We start from the raw sequence: 20,987 nt of genomic DNA, 5'->3' as shown, positions 1-20,987 counted from the left end.
ATTAATTGAGGGTTTAGTTAACCTGTGCCAGGGATATTTGCGCTCACTAAATAATTAAAAAATCACAAACTAAAAAGAATGAACAAAACAAGTATTGTTATGATATTTGCCTTTTTTGCATTTATCATGGGCTATTCCCAGGGAGTATTTACCGGAACGGTTTTGGATGAAAACAATGCGCCTTTACCAGGGGCATCGGTGGTCATTAAAGGTAGTGCCAAGGGTGTGGCTACCGATTTTGACGGAAATTTTCAAATTGAATTAAATTCGGCAAGCGATATCCTCCTCGTTTCCTATATAGGATATATTCCTACTGAATTTGCCACTTCGGGCAAAACATCAGCGGAAATAGTACTTCTTCCCGATTCGGAAAAATTGAATGAAGTGGTAGTAACGGCTTTGGGGATTACCAGAGCAGAGAAAAAGATTGGTTATGCCACCCAAAAAATGGATGTGGAGATTATAGAGGAAATAAATGCTCCCAATGTGGGAAATTTATTTACTGGTCAGGTGGCAGGCCTAAGTGTTAGCAATCCTACCGGGCTATTTCAAAAGCCTTCATTTTCCCTAAGGGGCAAATCGCCCTTGATCGTAATTGATGGGATACCTGTTGAAACCGATTTCTACGATGTATCTGCGAATAATATTGCCAATGTAAACGTGTTAAAAGGTACAACGGCATCTGCACTTTATGGATCTAGAGGTAGAAATGGTGCTATATTGATTACTACTAAAAACGCTAAGGTTGACGGATTGGAGATTACTGTTTCCCATAATACTATGGTATCTGCCGGATTCACCGTTTTTCCTGAAACCCAGACCGAATATGGTAACGGATCTAACGGTAAATATGAATTCTGGGATGGTAAAGATGGGGGTATTTCCGATGGAGATATGATCTGGGGTCCTAAATTTGAACCTGGAGTTATGGTCTCCCAATGGAACAGTCCTATTTTAGATAGTGTTACAGGTGAAACCATTCCTTGGTGGGGAGATGTCTATGGAACGCAATACGATGATAAATCCCGTTATTCCAGAGTGCCAACACCATGGGAATATCACGATAACCTAAAGGATTTCATGGGTACTGGATATATTTCCAGTACTGATTTTGCAATATCAAGCAAGTCAGAAAAAGGGTCTTTCCGTTTGTCTGGAAATTATTCCGACCAAAAAGACAGGGTTCCCAATTCCGGTCTTAAAACAGGAGGTTTAACTTTTAAGTCTACCACCAACTTGTCCAAATCGCTTACGTTGGACAGTAAATTGTCCTATAATAAGGTGTATTCGCCCAACTATCCAAGACACGGCTACGGACCAAAGAACCACATGTATACCATTTTAATATGGATGGGTGATGACGTTGATGGTCAGGATCTTAAAGAACATATGTATGTTCCCGGACAGGAAGGATACAGACAGGCCAACTTTAACTATGCCTGGTATAACAACGTATATTTTGCCGCCAACGAATTGAATCAAAAATACGATGCGGATCTTATCAATGCACAGATGGTCCTAAAGTATAACATTGCCGAGGGCTTAAACTTACAGGGAAGAGGTTCTGCTGTTATACAGGATGTTTTTGAGGACAGGCAAAGTCCCAAGACCTATTTAAATTATGGCGATGCCAGGGAAGGGGATTATAAAACTTGGAATTCCAAAAGATTGACCGTAGACTACGATATTTTGGCATCTTATACTAAATCTTTGACCGAGGATATTTCCTTCGATGTCAACGCCGGTGCTTCTACCTTTTATAGAAAATACCAGCAGGAATACAATTCTACAGATGGTCTTGTGGTACCGTTTGTGTATAGCCTAAACAATACCAGCGGTAATGTAGCAGCAAGTACTTATGTACAGGAAAGGGCGACCAATAGTGTTTATGCCACTTTGGGATTGGATCTGTACAATGCAGTGTTTTTAACAGCGGCCGCAAGGAACGATTGGTCTTCTACACTACCTAAGGAAAATCGTTCTTACTTTTATCCATCAGTTTCTTTAAGTACAGTTGTTTCCAATTTCGTAACCATGCCGGAAGCCGTGGATTACCTAAAGCTTTACGGCTCATGGGCACAGGTTTCCAGTGATTTGAGCCCTTATAGCACAGAGTCTTATTATACCAATAGCGGGGTTTTTGGAGGCAATATTAAATTGCAGTACCCTAATGGTCTTGTAAATGCCAATATAGAGCCCGAAAGTTCAAATTCATTCGAGCTAGGTCTAAGTTCTGCTTTTTTAAAGAATAGGATTGGTTTGGACCTTACCTATTACAATGTGGTGGATACCAACCAGATTATAGATCTGCCAATTTCCAACACTTCAGGATTTGAAAATAGAAAGGTAAATGGGAATGAATATACAACCAATGGTCTGGAAGTGGTACTTAATGCCAAACCAATTCTTACGGATGACTTTAATTGGAACCTTACAGCAAATTGGAGTAGAAAGGTTCAGAAAATCACCGAAATATATGGGAACAATACTACCTATAATAATCTAAGACTAAATGATAGGGCGGATAGTTACTATGCAACTGTATGGCAAAAGTCTGCAGATGGAGAATTGATCTTAGGTGCTAACGGATTACCTATTAGGGATAATTATCCACAACTTTTGGGACATAACGATCAAGATTGGACCCTTGGTCTTCAGAACAGTTTTAAGTACAAAAACCTAACCGTTAATGTAGGTATAGACGGTGGATGGGGCGGACTAATCCGTTCATTAACTGTTGAAAAAATGTGGTGGGGCGGTAAGCATCCAAATTCTACCGAGTACAGGGATGCTGAATACGCCGCAGGAGTTCCGGTTTATGTCCCTGATGGGGTACAGGTAACAGGCGGGGAATTGGTACAGGATGTTAATGGCGATGTTATTTCCGATACTAGGACATACACTCAGAATACTACAGCGGTGAGCTGGCAGACTTGGTCGCAGAACTATCCGTATAGGGCTGCCGTGACCTATAAGGAAAGCGAAAAATTCGCTAATATTTTCGATCGTAGCTTTTTTAAATTAAGAACCCTTTCCTTTAAATATGACTTCACCGAATTGGCAAATATCAACGGTGTTAAAAATCTAGATGTAACCCTTAGCGGATACAATCTATTGGTATGGAAGAAAGCTGATATCATTGATCCAGATTTTGGGAACGATAACAATTTACAGGATCCTTCCACTAGGTACATTGGTATAGGCGTTAATGTTAAATTTTAGAAAAAGACACAAAATGAAAAAAATAGGAATTTTATTTAGCCTAACCGTATTGTTGGTCCTTACCGGATGTCAGGACCTTACGGAATTAAATGACAACCCGAATAATGTTAGTGAAACACACCCACAATTGCTATTGACCAATATTGCCAGTAGCGCTTTTCGGGTGCAAGGTACAGGAGCCTTATATGCTTCCCGTATTTTGGTACAAACAGATGGGGAGAACAACAATCAATACTATAATTGGGACCGTGCTAGTTTTGATGACTACAATATGCTTGGGGAGGTCACCAAGATGATGCAGGAGGCAGAGCGTATTGAGAGCGATGAATATATTGCCCTATCCAAATTTTTTAGGGCGTATTACTTCTACAACCTTACCCTTACATTTGGTGATATCCCCTATAGCGAAGCTCTTCAAGGGGAAACAGAGGAAAAGTATCTGCCTAAGTATGATACCCAAAAAGAAGTATTTGTCGGAATTTTGAAGGAATTGTCAGAAGCTAATGATCTTTTGGAGGGGAATACCAACATCATTGCCGGAGATATTATATACGGCGGGAATACTACTAAATGGCAAAAATTGGTCAATTCCTTTAGATTAAAAGTCCTTATGACCCTTTCCAAAAAGGAAGGAGATGCAGACTTGAACGTAATAAGCTCATTTGCCAGTATATACAATAATGAGCCTATAATGGTTTCTAATGAGGACAATGGTCAGTTGGTATTTCTGGATGAGGAAGGAAGTAGGTATACAGAATTCAACTCCAGTGGTTATGGATCGGGAATGTATATGTCTTCTACCTTTATAGAAAGGCTTCAGGACAGACAGGATCCTAGATTGTTTATTTATTGCGGTCAGACCAAAAACGCCAAGGAAGCGGGATTGGCAATAGATGATTTTTCGGCTTATGAAGGAGGAGATCCCTTAGCGCCATATGCAGAAGTAAATGATAAGGCAGCAGCTGGTGATGTCTCCAAAGTAAACTTGAGGTACACGACAGACCCTACCACAGAGCCGCATAACCTTATGGGGTATTGGGAATTGGAGTTCATTTTGTCCGAGGCTTCCGTACGTGGTTGGATCGGTACCGATGCAAAAGATCATTATGAAAATGCCGTAAAAGCTTCTTTTAGTTTTTATAACGATTATGCCAAGAATTTCGAGGCCTATGTTGACGCTTCAGATGCCGACACCTATCTTTTGGGCGCAGCGGTGGCATTTGATAATGGACTTTCCTCTGATGAAAAGTTGGATCTTATTTTGACCCAGAAGTATTTTACTTCCTTTTTGCAATCAGGATGGAGGTCTTATTTTGATCATTTAAGGACAGGATTCCCTGCCTTTGCCCAGTTGCCTGATGCTACTCCTCCAACTCGATGGATATACCCAAATTCTGAGTATAATAATAATTCTGTTAATGTAGCAGCTGCTATAGAAAGTCAATTTGGAGCAGGAAATGACAAGATTCGTGAAATTACCTGGTGGTTGGAATAATTTTCGTTAACAAATGGTCTTTGTTGGCATATTGCCCTAAATGATTGAGAATACAAAACCATAGCCAATATTTTATGTATCCAGGGCCATAGTGGATTTCTACTATGGCCTTGCCTTTTAATTGAACTACGTAACTCAATTTGATTTAAAAAATAATTGGGATGGGTACAGTATCGGGAATATGGCAGATTCCCAAAAATTTTAGTTATAGTTACAAAAATTTAATATTATTAACTTTTTGACTTAACTTAGTCACATGATATTTACACTTATTCATTAATCAAAAACTAAAACCAATCAAAATGAGCAAAGCCAATATTGTACTAAAAACCGTCTTGTTTTCGGCTATTTCGGGCAACTTGCATAAAGTTTTCACGAAGGAATTATTGCTTAAAACAATTGTATTTGTGATCATATCGGGTTCATTTTGGTCCTGTGCCAAAAAAGAGCGTGAAAATTCCCCCATAGTAAAGCATGTTGTAGTTATTGGTTTTGACGGATTAAGTCCCGATGGATTGAATAAAGCAACTACTCCAACCTTTGATGGGATTATAAGTGAAGGGGCTTCAACCATGCATGCCAGGGCGGTTCTACCAACCAGTTCCAGTACCAACTGGGCTTCCATGATTATGGGTGCCGGGCCAGAGCAACATGGGATTACTTCCAATAGCTGGGAGAAAAACAATTTTATATTGCCGGCAATTACGCAAAGTGAAGACTTCCTTTTTCCTACTATTTTTCAATTGATCAACGACAATTGGGAAGATGCAGAAATTGGAGCTATTTATCATTGGACGGGATTTGGACGGTTGTTCGAGAAAGGGGCTGTGGATTATGACATAAGTCCTGATTCCGAGGATGAAACAGCGGCCTTGGCCAGTGCCTATATTAAGGATAAAAAACCAACCTTCACATTTATTCACTTTGATCATGTAGATCACGGTGGGCACGAATATGGCCATGGAAGTCCTGAATATTACAAATCCGTGGAAAAAGCGGATGAATTGCTTGCTGAAGTAATGGAAGCTATAAAGGCATCTGGAATGGCAGATGAAACCTTGGTTATCATAAGTGCAGATCACGGTGGATTGGGGAAAGGCCATGGAGGGGAATCTTTGGGGGAAGTAGAAATTCCTTTTATCCTTTGGGGGAAATCGATCAAGAAGAACCATGTACTTAAATACCCAGTATACCAATACGACAATGCTGCAACGGTTGCCTTTGCTATGGGGATAAATAGGCCAATGGCCTGGATAGGCAAACCCGTAAAGAATGCTTTTGAGGGTTATGATCTTAGAGATGATTATCCAATTACGGAAAGGATCATGAAACCAACGATACTACCACCAGCCGATTTCTATAAACGGGCTGGGGGTTTGTTTGATGATTCCGCAAGTATTATTATGAAAAACCCCAATGCCATAGGAGAGATAAGGTATACTTTGGATGGTTCTATGCCCAACCGTAATTCCGCCTTATATACCGAAGCTGTCAAGACTACTGAAAATGTGGCGGTTAAAAGTGCTATTTTTATAAATGGGAAAATTGCCAGTATGGTTTCGGAGGCCTTTTTTAGAATAAAAAATAAGACAATGGCGCCGCCCATATCTTATGAGGTATTTTATTTGGAAAACTTGACCAGCATTCCAAGCCTGGAAAATAAAAGACCGGATGCTAAGGGAACTTCTTTTGAAATTACCTCGGATGAAGTAGAGGAGGAAATCCGCGACAACACTGTAGTGAGATTCACTACCAAAATTCAGATCGATGAGGAAGGTACCTATACATTTTATACCAATTCTGATGATGGTAGTAAACTATGGGTAAACAATCAATTGATCGTGGACAATGATGGGGATCACGGAGTAATGGAAAAGAATGGAAGAATAGCGTTAACGCCCGGAACTTATCCTTTAAAAGTGGTATGGTTTAACGGAGGCGGTAGTGGATGGTTGAACGTGGATTATCAAACCAAGACCATTCCTAAACAAGTGCTATCTACATCAATACTAAAGTAATTGGAAATAGCGGTAAAAGGTTTATCAATGAAGTTCATATTCTTTCTTTTATCCATGATGCTAGTAAGGGCCCAAGACAAAGGAGGGCAATTAGCTGCGTGGGAAGAGGGGATGTTGGATATTCATCATATCAATACAGGTAGGGGGGATGCCGCTTTTTTTGTTTTTCCGGATGCGACCACGCTCTTGGTGGATGCAGGCGACATGTCCGAAACCCATCCTAGAACTTTATCTGCCAGAAATGCGGTACAGAAACCCGATAATTCCAGGACCGCACCGGAGTGGATCGTGGATTACATACATCAATTTTTTCCAAAAAATAGATCGATTCAACTGGATTATGGCCTAATTACTCATTTTCATGACGACCATTTTGGAGAGATGGATGGTAATAGGAAAAGACACCCAAAGGGAAACTATGCCTTAACCGGAATAATGGAGGTGGGGAGTCTATTGCCTATCAAATCCCATTTGGACCGCGGATGTGATTACCCCATCGATTTAAAGAATCCGCAAGTACAAAAGGAAATTAAGGCAAACGATTCCTATAGTATGATTGAGACCCTGCAGGAATACTGGAAGTACATGGATTATCACACCAAGGTGGATGGCATGACATACGAAACCTTAAAACCTGGGGCAATCAATCAAATCAAACTAAAAAATTCACCCGATAATTTCCCGAACTTTTCAGTCCGTAATATTGCCGTTAACGGCAATGTGTGGACTGGGGAAAATGAAGACTATTTTTCATTATTTTCCAATGGGGTATATCCTGGGGAAAACCCTTTAAGTACATGTATTAAAATAACCTTTGGCGAGTTCGATTATTTTGCAGGAGGTGATATTAGTGGAGTGGATGCTTTTGGACAAACAAATTTTAATGGTTTGGAATCCCACGTGGCACCGGTAATTGGCCCCGTGGATATAGCTACTTTAAACCATTATGGGAACAGGGATTCCCAAAATATATTCTTTGTAAGAACACTTAAGCCCAGGGTCTGGATCCAACAAAATTGGTCATCGGACCATCCTGGGGAGGAAGTATTAAGGAGAATCACCTCAAAAGAGCTTTATCCTGGGGAACGCGATATATTCTCCACGGTTATGCTACAACCCACTAAAGATGTAATTGGTAATAGGTTGGATCAATATAAAAGTCAGAACGGGCATATTGTGGTTAGGGTATATGACAAAGGAAGACAATATGGGATTTACATCCTTAACGATGATTCGGAAGAAAGAGAAATAATAGCAAAATACGGACCTTATGAAGCAAGATAGTCATGGCAAAGTTGCCCAGAACAAAAAAACGGAAGGAGATATTAATTTTACCCCGGCACGTGCTGCGTGGATGGATTCCCAGATAAGTGATGAAACCAAAAAGATTTTGGATAGGGATGCTCGATATTTTTTGCATCAATCCATGTCTACCCCATGTTTGGATGTTCTACAAAGTTGCGAGGGGCCCTATATCGAAAATATATCAGGTAAAAAATATTTGGATTTTCATGGTAATAACGTTCATCAGGTGGGCTATGCCAATCCCCAACTCATAGAACAAATTGTAGAGCAATTAAAAGTGTTGCCTTTCTCCCCAAGACGGTATACCAATGTTCCAGCTATTGATTTTGCCGAGAAATTGGCGTCCCTGGCGCCATCAGACCTTAATAGGGTGCTTTTAACGCCCAATGGAAGTTCCTCCATAGGAATTGCCTTAAAATTGGCGCGGGCAGTAACTGGAAGGTTTAAGGTGGTTTCTTTTTGGGATTCGTTTCACGGGGCCTCCTTGGATGCCATCAGTGTGGGTGGGGAAGCCGTATTTAGGGAGTCTATGGGGCCATTGATGCCTGGAGTAGAACGCATTCCACCACCCATTGCCTATCGCGGAATTTTTGAGGACAATGAGGATAAGTGTTTGGAATATTTGGAATATGTGTTTTCCAAGGAGGGTGATATTGGGGCTTTTATTGCCGAAACGATCCGGAATACGGATGTGCAATTGCCCTCCAAATCATTTTGGAAAAAGGCGAGGGAACTTTGTACCAAATATGGAGTCTTGCTGATACTGGACGAAATTCCTATTGCCTTGGGAAGAACCGGTAAAATGTTCGTATTCGAACATTATGATATTGAACCCGATATTTTGTGTATCGGCAAAGGATTGGGAGGCGGTATTTTTCCACAGGCCGCAATAATTACTAGGGACGAATACAACAAATTTGGGGATATCTCCCTTGGGCATTATACCCATGAAAAAAGTCCGTTGGGTGCAGTGGCAGGTCTTGGTACCATTGCGTTTTTGGAAAATGAAAAAATGTTCGACAAGGTCAGGGCAGATGAGAAATACCTGAAATCGTCCTTGGCAGCTCTGCAATTAAAATATCCTTTAATAGGGGATGTAAGGGGCATGGGATTATTATGGGGCGTAGAATTGGTGAAGGACAAAAAGACCAAGGAAAAGGCCATAGATGAAGCTGAAGTGGTCATGTACGAATGTTTAAAGCGAGGTCTCAGTTTTAAGGTTTCTGCTGGCAATGTACTGCAATTGTCACCAGCCCTTACTATAAGCAGAAAAGAATTGGATATGGCCTTAAATATGCTAGATGAAAGTTTGGCCATAGTGCATTCGTAATCAAAAAGAGTTAGTGTGGTAGAGCCTGCCTATCAGGATAAATCGATATGATACTTATTAAAATAAATTTAGGATTTAATCACCATAAATATTTAGATCAAAAAATGAAAATTAAGATTAAAGTAGTATTGTTTATTACTATGGCATTCCATTTAGTGGGCAGTGCCCAAAATGTAGAGGGAGAGTTTTTAATTCAACCCTATCTTCAGGATGCGGAGCCTAATTCCATTAAAATTATGTGGGAAACTTCAGTGGGGGAAGAAAGCATAGTGGAATGGGGATTAACACCAAAACTAGGAAAAAAGACCAAGGGCATTGCATATGACATCAATTTCAGTGAATCCCGTATCCACGAGGTTAAATTGGAAGGACTAAAGCGTTTTACCGAATATTATTACCGCGTTAAAACGGGCAAGGTGGTTTCGGATGTATTTCAGTTTAAAACCCCTCCCTTCGCCAGTGACCACGAGTCCTTCAAAATTGTGGCGATGAGCGATATGCAAATAGACCATAACAACCCCAATAAATTTTCAGAGGTCGTAAATGATGGCATATTGCAATATTTGGAAAAGGAGTTCGGCGGGAATCTTCCCAGCAATTTGGCCATGGTAATGATACCTGGGGATTTGGTAGAGAATGGCACCAAATATTTTCAATGGAAGGAACATTTTTTTAATCCTGCGGAAAAATTGTTTTCAGAAGTGCCCGTATATCCAGTTTTGGGGAATCACGAAAAAAATTCGGTATTCTATTTTAAATACTTTAGTCTTCCCGAAAACGGTACTCCTGCCTATGCTGAGCATTGGTGGTTTAAGGATTACGGGAATACTAGGATTATTGGGCTCAATTCCAACGATGGTTATAACAACAGTAGGGATCAGTACGAATGGTTGCAAAAGCTTTTGGATGAAACCGCCAAGAACGAGGAGGTGGATTTTGTGTTTGCTCAATTACACCACCCCCATAAATCCGAACTTTGGATTCCGGGGGAAGAGGATTTTACTGGAAAAGTGGTGGCCCTTTTGGAGGCATTTACCACCAAGACAGGGAAGCCCAGTATTCACTTTTTTGGGCATACCCACGGCTATTCCAGAGGACAGTCCAAGGACCATAAGCACCTTTGGATAAATGTGGCCTCGGCAGGAGGGGCCATTGATAATTGGGGGGAATTTGAAGGCAGGGATTACGATGAATTTACGGTAACCCAGGACGAATATGGTTTTGTGATGGTGGAAGTAGATGCCAATCAGCAAGATCCAAAGTTTACCATCAAGAGAATTAGTCAGGGCAACGAAGAATTGGAACGAAAAAACGAACTCAGGGACAGCCTTGTAATATTTAAAAACGAAAGAAAACCTGGGGTTCCCAGTGTTATCTCACCTAATAACGAAACGGTCGATTTTACCGGAACTATCCTAAAGGCAGGGGATTTCAACAGCAGTTTTAGCAATGCCTTCCATGCGGCCTCACACTGGCAGGTTGCCGAGAGCAATGACTTTGAAAAGCCAATTTTTGACAGCTGGAAACAATATGAAAATTGGTATTACAAGGAAAATAGGCAAAAGGGGGATGACCTTACCGATGAAGAAACCAATAGGTTAAAATCCAACACTACCTATTACTGGAGGGTCCGATACCGCGACCAAAATTTAAATTGGAGCGATTGGTCAACTACCGCTACATTTATGACGAATAATTAAAGTTTAAATCTGGGCCAAAATGAATCTGGCGAAACCCGCTAGTCCGATCGTTCCGGTACGGAAGGTAACTACCTGTTGGGTTGGCACCCCAAGGCTTGTGCTTTCAATCCCTTCCGTCTCCGCCTCCTACCGTTGGCGAATCCACCTTCCCTTAACCAAGGGAAGGAGCTATTTTTTATTACACCTTTGACAAAGAAAGTGCCTCTATGTCCTGTTTAAAGCCTTCCAATGTTTTTAGCCCTTGTGTCAATTCCTCTAGAACAGCAAGCTTTACGTCTTCAAATGGCCCTTTTAAATTTCCAAATAATTGTTGGTAATAGGCAATGCCTTCATTTAAATTATGGGTAAAGGTCAATAGGTATTTCTCTTGTTTCTTATTCATGGATTCCCTGGATTCCTCAATTCTATTCTTAAGGTAATCTAGGTAGATTCCGAGTTCTTTTATAAACATATGGGGTCTATCGGTTCTCGAAATTACATTGCCACGCCCGTAAATATGATCTACCATTTCATTCAGGGGCATTATTTTGGAGTAGTAGGCCATATTGGGTCCGGGACAAATTGAAACTCCCGATCCTTCGGTTTTGGTATCCAGGCCGTAGGCCAATAAGGCTGAGGTGCCAAGACCTACACAGGTACATGATTTCTCTGTTATTTTATTGAATTTTCCGGTATATTCCTTTTCTGGCAAACCTAGTGCATCCAGTTCCTTAATTTTCAAATGTTGGTATTGCCGTGAGGCAGTACAAAGCCCTTTGTCCGAATAGGTCTTGTTCAAGGCCACAAATTTCTTTGGACAGGAACTTCCCGGGCGATCCTTGTCTATGTTTTTAAACTTTTCCAAATCCTTGGTGTTTCCACGAAGGTTATGGAAGGGTACTCCCAAGGGTGAAATGTCACTCAGGTACAAGTCTTCTTCTTTTGCAGCGACCAATTTTTCCAGTGTGGCCTTATCCACGGTGGTAGCCTCAGGAACCAATAGAAATGGGGTTCCCCAACCAACAGAATCCACTTTGTAATGATCCATTAAAAATTGGTGTTCCTCTGCGGTACCCACACCTCCTTGAGCCGTTATTTTTAGGGATAGGTTTTGTTTGGGTACTACACGGTCTTTGTTGGCAAGAGCTGGAATTAAGATATCGTGTATTTCTTCAATGTAGACCTCTTTGTTGTTCCTGAACTCGGCCAAGATCGGCCCCATTAAATATCCATCGGTAGCAAAGGCATGTCCACCGCAATTGAGACCGGATTCTATTCTATACTCCGATACCCAAATTCCTTTTTTGGCCAAGAACTTACCTTGTATCAGGGCGGACCTATAATCGCTTACTTTTAGGACTATTTTCTTTTTAATGTTGCCATTTTCATCTGGAAAAAAATCATCGAAATTTTCCATATAACTATAAAGTCGAGGGTTCATTCCGGCAGAAAGGATGACGGAGGAAATAAGTTCGCTGTTGGCATATCCACGCAAGGCTGCATGGGCGTCATTAAATTCGGTAGGCAGTTTGTCGTTTTTGTTGTAATTGTCCTTGTCCACCTTGGTCATAATATTGACATCGATGCTGCCTATGGACAAGTTTTCCTTTAACCATTTTTTAATTTCCGCGACGCTAAAATCACCGGAAGTCAGATTTTCAAATTCTTCCTTTAAATGGGAAGCATTGGGCAGGAGACTTAAATAATCCCTTATTTCTTTACCTGTTTCATGGGCAGAATTAATTAGGTCAGCAAATTTTTTGTGTGCTACATCATTGATCAAGTTGAGATAACTGGTAATTCTTTTGGCCCTAAAATCTTCCAATTTATCTGAAATTTCCTGATATGGAAGTTCAAATTTTTCACAGTACATCTTCCTTAATTTTTCAATTAGAATGTCATCGACCAAAGAAATTACAGAATCTATACCAAGGTGGGCAACTTTTAGCGGGGTGTCTATGGTAAACCCAATTCCCATAACCGGTATATGAAAGCTATGTTTATTCATTTTTATTTTTTTGTTGGACCCCTATTGTGTCGCCACATTAAATCAAACAAGAGGTATTCATTGGTATGATAACTACTTGTCATGGAGTAGTCCAAATATGAATCGACAAATTTTAGTCGAAATGAGTTCTTAGAATATGATAATTATCAGGAAATGGATAAAATATAAATCTGGTGATCAAGGAGTTGGGAGATACTGCTTTCCTCAAGAGAGCGAAGCTTTTATTTTTTAGTAATGTTAGCTTGAAGTTTAGTTAACTTCAGGACGGCTTTTTAATGCGATTTTTGTCTCGAAAAGTTTGAGTTAGTATTAGTTTGAGTTAGTCTAGTTGAAAGGCCGGTGCACAGCATCGGCCTTTTTTTGGTTTATCTGAAAAGGATAAGAAAGGCCCCTATAGCGGTCAGGATCAAAATCATTTTGCGATAGAATTGCTCTTTTATGATTTTGACCAATCGCACCCCAACAATAATTCCCAGAATAATTCCAGGAACCAACTTTAAATTAATGATCAGGGTTTCTGGGGTAATGGTCTTCCAGATGAAAATATGAAAGGGCAGTTTAAAGATGTTCACAATAAAAAATAGCCAGGCTGCCGTTCCAATAAATTCGTTCTTCGGCAGTCTCATGGCCAAAAAGTAAATATTGGAAAAAGCTCCGGCCAAATTGCCGATCATGGTAGTAATACCCGCCATGGTCCCAATAAAACCGGCAAATGCCCAATGGGTGGGCACATTTTTCGATTTTTTTCTGTCCCACCAATACATCATTATAACCGTGCCCAATATAATGACGGACATGCTGATCTTAAAGGTGGTTTCGGGCAAATCCTTTCCTATGGCCGTGCCCAAGAGTATGCCTAGGATCATCCAGGGCAAAAAGGCGGCTATATACTTCCATTGTGCATGTCTGTTGTAGTATATAACGGCAAAGGCATCTCCCACCACAAGTAAGGGCACGATCAATCCAGTTGATTCTTTGGCTCCGAAGGCCAGGGCCATTAGAGTAACATTTATAATGGCGATACCCTTGATCCCTGCTTTGGAAATTCCTATAACAAATGCGGCAGTTAAGGCAAGTGTCCAAGCCGTTATGGTGATATCTGGTGTTGTTGAGAGAATCATATGTGACATTTAGCGAACAAAGGGCAAAAGTATCCCAAAAAAATTTATCTTTAGTTCCTATTCTCAAACCAAAACCAAACTGATGGAATTAAGTACTCTTGATTACAGTTTTATTGTCGTCTTTTTCTCAATTGTTTTATTTATCGGAATATACGTCTCAAAGAAATCAGGGGCCAGTTCTTCGGAATATTTTCTGTCAGGTAGAACCATGCCATGGTGGTTGTTGGGTCTCTCTATGGTGGCCACAACCTTTTCTACGGATACACCCAATTTGGTGACCGATATTGTTCGTACCAACGGGGTTTCCGGAAACTGGGTTTGGTGGGCTTTTCTATTGACAGGCTTATTAACGGTATTTGTCTATGCCAAGCTCTGGAGAAAATCCAATGTAAGTACAGATTTGGAATTTTATGAACTGCGCTATGGCGGCAAACCGGCGAGCTTTTTAAGAAAATTTAGAGCTGTTTATTTAGGGGTGATTTTTAATGTAATAACCATGTCTGCCGTTACCTTGGCAGCTATTAAGATAGGCGGTATTATGCTGGGCTTGGAGCCATGGGTAACCGTAGTGAGTGCAGGTTTGATAACTGTTACTTTTAGCGCCTTGGGTGGATTTAAGGGAGTAGTTTATACAGATTTCTTACTGTTCTTTGTGGCTATGGGCGGGGCTATTGGAGCTGCCTACTATTTGGTGAATCTTCCGGAAGTTGGAGGAATTGCCTCCCTAATGGCCAACGAACATGTAGCAGATAAACTTGCTATTGTGCCCGATTTTAGCAATACCAATGCATTGATTACCCTATTCATAATACCGCTGGCAGTACAGTGGTGGAGTTCCTGGTATCCAGGTGCGGAACCTGGCGGTGGGGGTTACATAGCCCAACGTATGTTGGCGGCCAAAAATGAAAATCATGCCATAGGTGCTACTTTTTTCTTCAATATTATGCATTATGCCTTACGCCCATGGCCATGGATTTTGGTGGCCTTGGCATCCTTGGTGGTATACCCGGACATTGCCAGTATTCATGAGGCCTTCCCTAATGTTGCAGCAGACAAACTTGGTCATGATTTGGCTTATTCTGCCATGTTGACCAAATTGCCCAGTGGACTATTGGGATTGGTTTTGGCCTCGTTGATCGCGGCTTATATGAGTACCATTTCTACCCAATTAAACTGGGGTTCTTCCTATATCGTTTATGACTTTTACAAACAACAAATAAACCCAAATGCCTCTGAGAAAAGATTGGTTGCCGTTGGTAGATTATCAACGGTTGTATTAATGGTCTTCAGTGCTGCATTGGCCTTGCTTTTGCAGAATGCATTGCAGTTATTTGAGGTGCTATTGGTATTTGGTGCAGGAACCGGACTTATCTTTATTTTAAGATGGTTCTGGTGGAGAATCAACGCTTGGAGTGAGATTACGGCAATGTTTGCCTCAGGAATTATTTCCATAGTTTTAAAGTTGACAGCTGTGGGTCCCTTCTTGTTTGATGCTGAAACGGGTGTTTTCCCGGATTGGGCCGAGTATCCTTTTGTGGTTGTGGTTACTACTATTATTTGGTTGGGGGCAACCTACATGACACAACCGGAATCCAAACAGGTATTACAGGATTTTTATAAAAAAATACAACCAGGAGGTCCAGGTTGGTCCAAAGTGATCAAGGATGCAAAGGATGAAAATGTGGAGATTGTGAACACCAAGGAAAAATGGAGCGTACCTTCCGGAATCACGGCCATGCTATTGGGTTGTGTGTTGATTTATTCCTGTATGTTCGCTACAGGGTATTGGATATATGGAAAAACCACCAACGCCCTTATTTTGACTGTTGTGGCCATAGTGTCAGGATTTTTGCTGGCGAGGGCTTGGAATAAAATGAAGGATCATATTCTGTAGTATAATGGAGTATTAACAAAAAACAGATACATACCGGGAATGGATTTACGGAACAGGATTATTTCAGTTGATATCTTTAGGGGCCTTACTATTGTCCTTATGATATTAGTCAATAACCCTGGGACCTGGTCCCATGTGTACGCGCCTTTCCTGCATGCCCCGTGGCACGGATATACACCAACGGATCTGGTTTTTCCTTTCTTTTTGTTTATCGTTGGATGTTCCATAGTCTTTGCATATCAGAACAAGCCCACAGATTCAAGTACTTATAAAAAAATCACCGTTAGGGCCCTAAAATTAATTGGACTTGGTTTATTCTTGGGAGCGTTTACCATTCATTTCCCATTCTTTAAGGATTTTGAAAAAATCCGTTTTCCAGGGGTGCTACAACGTATTGGGGTGGTATTCTTTTTTGCTTCAATTTTGTTTATCAATTTTAAATGGAAAACCTTGGTTGCAATTTGTGCTTTTCTATTGATAGGATATTGGTTGCTGATGGGCTATGTGCCGGTCAACGGAATGGCACCTACCTTTGAACGCGCCCCGAACAATTTGGCCAATTATCTGGATGTGGTTGTTTTTGGAACCCACAGCTATAAGGCGGATTATGATCCTGAGGGCTTATTAAGTACCTTGCCTTCCATTGCTACAGCATTGATGGGAATTTTTACTGGAGTTGTGCTGCGCTCTAAAAGAGCAAAAAAGGAAGTGCTTCTTTTTGGTATCGGAATTATAATGTTGGTTGTAGGTAATGTATGGGATATATTTTTCCCCATCAACAAGGCGCTATGGAGTAGTAGTTTTGTAATGGTAACCGCAGGTTGGGCCAATATAATTTTGGCCTTAATATATTACGTGTCCGATGTAAAGGGAATTAAGTTCGGGAGTATATTTAAATATGCCGGGGCTAACGCCATTGTCCTTTATTTTCTTTCTAGTTTTATGGGTAAAATGATGGGCTTGATAAAAGTGGATGGGGATACTTCCTTAAAAGGCTGGTTATTCAATACCTTGTATGTCCAAGATTTTATGACAATGAAGACTTCTTCATTATTATATTCTCTCACCCTTGTCTCCTTTTATGTGTTACTGGGATATATTCTCTACAGAAAAAAAATATTCATTAAGGTCTAATTTAGTCCTTTTGGAAAGCCCATTTTACAAAATGTGGCAGCACAGATCCCCAACTGGGCAAATCGTGCCTTCCTCGGTGCCGCATTGAAAAAAGTACTGCAAAGGAGCCTGACGCTTTGAATTTTTGATCATATCCAAGGTAATCCTGCTTCTATCCTTCAAATCTTGCAGGTATAACGATTCTTGAAAATAATAATTTGTTTAATATGGGAATTTAATCACTTTGATAAGAGATAAGGGTATAATTTAAGGTATAAAAGTCCACTACTTTTCAATTTCCTTTGGGTAAAAACGTTTAATCTCGTTGTATAAGTCAACACTGGGTTTTTCCTTTGCCGAGTAGTAAATCTTATCTCCATTTACTTTTATAAAAAGGAGGTATGCCTTACTATCTGAGTTCAGTATCAATTTTACTTTCTCCCCATCATTAGTTTCAAAATAACCTTTCCTCACGCTTCCAAGGGCAAATCCGTGCGTTTTTGAGGTAATTTTAGGCAAATGGTCCACGAGAGTTACGGATTTTATTTCCGACGCATTAAGCGTTTCTCCATAATTGCCTTGAAACTGAATATTTTCCGCTGATATGATTACAAGGTTTTCCTTAAAACCCATGGCAAGAAGCCCAACTATTAGGATGAGGGCTCCTACAAGTACATAAATTCCTATTTTATTCCACTTATTGCTAGATCCTTTCCAGAATTTATTGCTTTCCCTCATGAAGTAGATATACGCCAAAATGGGATAAACACCTATAAATATTCCACTGGCGGCTTCGCCAATGGCATAGTACAGTAATAGGCCAATAGTAATAAAGCTAACTCCTAAAATCAGGTGAAATTTTTTAAAATATGGGATGTATAATTTTATATCTACATTTTTTCTTTCTTCCTCGCTCATACTGTTGTAGCCGGAAAGTAAATATTTTGCATTGTTGATGGTTACAAGAAATGCCATGGCAATAAAAAGAAGGCCCGTTCCAATTAATACATAAAGCATAAGAATTATTTCTTGTGGTGATTCTGGTGTTTAAATTAGCACAATTATTCCAAAATTCGCTACAAATAATTTGGGAATTTTACGCTGCCTACAATAAATTTAATCTCTGAGCTCCAATAATCTGGAAACGTATTTGCCTATTACATCAAACTCAAGGTTAACCCTGGTCCCTAAAATATAACTTCCAAATCGGGTATGCTCATAAGTGTAGGGGATTATGGCAACACTAAAACTGTTTTTTTGGGAATCCACTACCGTTAAACTTGTTCCATCTATGGTTATGGATCCTTTTTCTATGGTAACGTTATTTTGCGTAGGATCGTAACTGAAGGTAAAAAACCAGCTACCATCCCTCTCTTCTATATTAATACACTCCCCGGTTTGGTCCACATGTCCCTGTACAATATGTCCGTCCAACCTGGCACCCAGCACCATGGCGCGTTCCAAGTTTACAAGATCTCCTTCAAGAAGGTCGTTCAGGTTGGTCTTTTCCAAGGTCTCTTCAATAGCGGTTACCGTATAGCTGTCATCTGCAATTTTCACGACCGTTAAGCAAACTCCGTTGTGGGCCACGCTCTGGTCTATTTTTAATTCTTTGGTAATCTTGGATGCTAGTGTAATATGAAGATTGCCTCCCTCTTTTTCCAATTTTTTTACTTCGCCCAAAGTTTCAATAATCCCAGTAAACATGTGTCGTTTTTATTAAGTAGTTTTGTGGTGTAAATTTAGGAGTTTATTTCATATTAAACGAAAAGACAAAATGCAGGGAACTGGAAAGATAAAATTGGGGATATCCATCGGGGATTTAAATGGGATTGGGTGCGAAGTGGTACTTAAGACATTTGAAGATTCCCGAATGTTGGATTTCTGCACGCCTGTTATTTTTGCATCAAATAAAACTATCTCCCACCAAAAATCGGAGTTAGGGTTGGAAATAAATTACAACGGTATCCATGAGGCCTCCAAGGCCATTGACGGAAAGATAAATGTAGTGAACGTTTGGAGGGAAACTCCTGTGATCAATTTTGGAGAGCCCACCCCTGAGAGTGGAAAATACGCCATTAAGTCGCTTAAGGCGGCTGTAGCGGCCTTAAAGAATAACGAGATAGACGTTTTGGTCACGGCACCAATTAACAAGAACAACATACAGGCAGAGGATTTTAAATTCCCGGGGCATACAGATTATCTGGCCAAGGAATTGGAGGGGGAAAGCTTAATGTTTATGGTGGCCGACGGATTAAGGGTAGGGTTGCTTACCGATCATGTGGCGGTAAAGGATGTTGCATCCAATATAACACCTCAGTTGATTCGCTCTAAAATTACCACTATTTCCAACTCCTTAAAGATGGACTTTGGAATTAGGAAACCAAAAATAGCGCTTTTGGGGATTAATCCCCACAGTGGGGATAATGGGGTAATTGGCAAAGAGGATGATGAGGTCTTAAAGCCAGTTATCAAGGAGATGTCGGACAAAGGACATTTGGTATTCGGACCTTATTCTGCTGATAGCTTTTTTGGATCTGACAATTACAAGAATTTCGATGCTATTTTGGCAGCCTATCATGACCAGGGACTTATACCGTTTAAAACCTTGTCTTTTGGTAAAGGGGTAAATTATACCGCAGGCCTTAGCAAGGTACGGACTTCCCCGGACCATGGAACAGCCTATGAAATTGCAGGAAAGGGAAAAGCGGACAATAGCTCCTTTAAGGAGGCCATTTTTACGGCCCTACACATTTTTAAGAATCGTATGGAGTATAAGGATTTAACAGTAAATCCCTTAAAAAAACAGAAGTTAAAAAGGTAGTGATAGTCATTCCTTAATATTAGGAAGCTACTCTGCAATAAGTCAAGGAATTAAGGTATTTTAATTGGAATATATTTATTTCGTTCTATTTGTTGGCTTTTTATAAAATAATAGTATCTTTGCACCCGCCTTTATTACGGCGGGTACGTTAAAATCGGTGTGGATCATGATGCAGCATAAGGAGTTTATTATTCCTTTTTCGGGACTGAAACAGGGAAAACACGAGTTTGAGTACACAATAGAGAATACGTTCTTTGAGTCTTTTGAGTATGATGAGTTTAACGGTGCGGATATTAAATTAAACGTTACCTTGAATAAAATGAGTACGATGATGGAGTTGGAGATGAAGGCATTGGGAACGGTAAACGTTAATTGTGATCTCACCAGCGAACCTTATGATCAAAAAATCAAGGCCGATTTGGAATTGGTTGTCAAGTTTGGTGATGAGTACAACAATGACAATGATGAAATATTGATTATTCCGCACAGTGAATATCAGATCAATATTGCGCAATACGTTTATGAAATGTTGGCATTGTCGGTACCGCTTAAAAAGGTTCACCCCGGGGTTTTGGACGGCACTTTGCAATCAGAAGTGTTGGACAAGCTGGAAGAACTCCAACCAAAAGATACAAAGGAAAATAAAGAAGATATCGATCCCCGTTGGGACGCATTAAAAAAATTATTAACGGATAAATAAGTTTCATAATGGCACATCCTAAAAGAAAAATTTCCAAAACCAGAAGAGACAAGAGAAGAACGCATTATAAGGCGGTAGCTCCTACTGTAGCACAAGATCCAACCACTGGAGAAATGCATTTGTTTCACAGAGCTCATTGGCATGAAGGTAAATTATACTACCGAGGAGAAGTTTTGATCGACAAAACTGAGGAAGCAGTAGCATAGTTTACGTTAGAACAATATAATTTGGACTCCCACTTCTTAAGAGTGGGAGTTTTTTTATGAGGGCGAGGTAAA

15 protein-coding genes are annotated in these 20,987 nt (G+C 40.3%); 11 read left to right on the top strand and 4 right to left on the bottom strand.

The genetic code is table 11. The features are described from left to right. The first annotated feature begins 78 nt into the window (after positions 1 to 78). From MWU84_RS06410 to MWU84_RS06385, 6 genes are all read left to right on the top strand, one after another. Positions 79 to 3,222: a SusC/RagA family TonB-linked outer membrane protein gene (locus MWU84_RS06410; protein WP_246899629.1), complete on the top strand. Its 3,144-nt coding sequence runs from the start codon at positions 79 to 81 to the stop codon at positions 3,220 to 3,222. A gap of 13 nt (positions 3,223 to 3,235) precedes the next feature. Further along, positions 3,236 to 4,717, top strand: coding sequence for a SusD/RagB family nutrient-binding outer membrane lipoprotein (locus MWU84_RS06405; protein ID WP_246899627.1), 1,482 nt, complete (start codon positions 3,236 to 3,238; stop codon positions 4,715 to 4,717). Positions 4,718 to 5,019: 302 nt separating this feature from the next. Then, the gene (locus MWU84_RS06400; protein ID WP_246899625.1) at positions 5,020 to 6,735 is read left to right on the top strand and encodes an alkaline phosphatase family protein; all 1,716 of its coding nucleotides are present in this window, start codon (positions 5,020 to 5,022) and stop codon (positions 6,733 to 6,735) included. A gap of 27 nt (positions 6,736 to 6,762) precedes the next feature. Further along, positions 6,763 to 8,019 carry a hypothetical protein gene (locus MWU84_RS06395; RefSeq protein WP_246899623.1) on the top strand — a complete coding sequence of 419 codons (1,257 nt, stop codon included), beginning with the start codon at positions 6,763 to 6,765 and terminating at the stop codon, positions 8,017 to 8,019. Continuing rightward, complete coding sequence (locus tag MWU84_RS06390; RefSeq protein WP_246899621.1) at positions 8,006 to 9,370, top strand: aspartate aminotransferase family protein; 1,365 nt, start codon at positions 8,006 to 8,008, stop codon at positions 9,368 to 9,370. The genes MWU84_RS06395 and MWU84_RS06390 overlap by 14 nt, the downstream gene beginning before the upstream one ends. Before the next feature lie 104 nt (positions 9,371 to 9,474). Continuing rightward, positions 9,475 to 11,070, top strand: a complete 1,596-nt coding sequence (locus MWU84_RS06385; protein ID WP_246899617.1) for a metallophosphoesterase family protein — start codon at positions 9,475 to 9,477, stop codon at positions 11,068 to 11,070. A 178-nt stretch (positions 11,071 to 11,248) separates the two neighbouring features. Here the strand turns inward: MWU84_RS06385 and MWU84_RS06380 are convergent, their stop codons facing one another. Together MWU84_RS06380 and MWU84_RS06375 are read right to left on the bottom strand one after the other, a co-directional pair. Beyond that, the gene (locus tag MWU84_RS06380) at positions 11,249 to 13,057 is read right to left on the bottom strand and encodes a hypothetical protein (protein WP_246899614.1); all 1,809 of its coding nucleotides are present in this window, start codon (positions 13,055 to 13,057) and stop codon (positions 11,249 to 11,251) included. A gap of 365 nt (positions 13,058 to 13,422) precedes the next feature. Beyond that, entirely contained in the window at positions 13,423 to 14,178 is a 756-nt protein-coding gene (locus MWU84_RS06375; RefSeq protein WP_246899611.1) for a sulfite exporter TauE/SafE family protein, read from the bottom strand. Between the two features lie 82 nt (positions 14,179 to 14,260). Here MWU84_RS06375 and MWU84_RS06370 point away from each other — a divergent pair, with 82 nt between their 5' ends. Next, positions 14,261 to 16,072, top strand: coding sequence for a sodium:solute symporter family protein (locus MWU84_RS06370; protein WP_246899607.1), 1,812 nt, complete (start codon positions 14,261 to 14,263; stop codon positions 16,070 to 16,072). Between the two features lie 39 nt (positions 16,073 to 16,111). Continuing rightward, entirely contained in the window at positions 16,112 to 17,206 is a 1,095-nt protein-coding gene (locus MWU84_RS06365) for a heparan-alpha-glucosaminide N-acetyltransferase domain-containing protein (protein WP_281502522.1), read from the top strand. Positions 17,207 to 17,470: 264 nt separating this feature from the next. Here MWU84_RS06365 and MWU84_RS06360 read toward each other — a convergent pair whose 3' ends face one another. Both MWU84_RS06360 and MWU84_RS06355 read right to left on the bottom strand, forming a co-directional pair. Further along, positions 17,471 to 18,202 (bottom strand): DUF3784 domain-containing protein, encoded by a 732-nt coding sequence (locus MWU84_RS06360; RefSeq protein ID WP_246899600.1) that lies wholly within the window; start codon positions 18,200 to 18,202, stop codon positions 17,471 to 17,473. A gap of 99 nt (positions 18,203 to 18,301) precedes the next feature. Further along, the gene (locus tag MWU84_RS06355) at positions 18,302 to 18,892 is read right to left on the bottom strand and encodes a riboflavin synthase (protein WP_246899597.1); all 591 of its coding nucleotides are present in this window, start codon (positions 18,890 to 18,892) and stop codon (positions 18,302 to 18,304) included. A gap of 70 nt (positions 18,893 to 18,962) precedes the next feature. On the opposite strand from MWU84_RS06355, the gene pdxA reads away from it, so the two are divergent. From pdxA to rpmF, 3 genes are all read left to right on the top strand, one after another. Next, entirely contained in the window at positions 18,963 to 20,009 is a 1,047-nt protein-coding gene (pdxA, locus tag MWU84_RS06350; protein WP_246899594.1) for a 4-hydroxythreonine-4-phosphate dehydrogenase PdxA, read from the top strand. A gap of 166 nt (positions 20,010 to 20,175) precedes the next feature. Next, positions 20,176 to 20,709, top strand: coding sequence for a DUF177 domain-containing protein (locus MWU84_RS06345; RefSeq protein ID WP_246899591.1), 534 nt, complete (start codon positions 20,176 to 20,178; stop codon positions 20,707 to 20,709). Between the two features lie 8 nt (positions 20,710 to 20,717). Then, complete coding sequence (gene rpmF / locus MWU84_RS06340; RefSeq protein ID WP_031445940.1) at positions 20,718 to 20,915, top strand: 50S ribosomal protein L32; 198 nt, start codon at positions 20,718 to 20,720, stop codon at positions 20,913 to 20,915. The last annotated feature ends 72 nt before the right edge of the window (positions 20,916 to 20,987 follow it).

Origin of the sequence: Arenibacter sp. F20364, assembly GCF_023015905.1 — a bacterium.
Lineage (GTDB): Bacteria > Bacteroidota > Bacteroidia > Flavobacteriales > Flavobacteriaceae > Arenibacter.
Note: the sequence above shows the minus strand (reverse complement) of the source record. Positions and strands in the feature narration are given on the sequence as shown.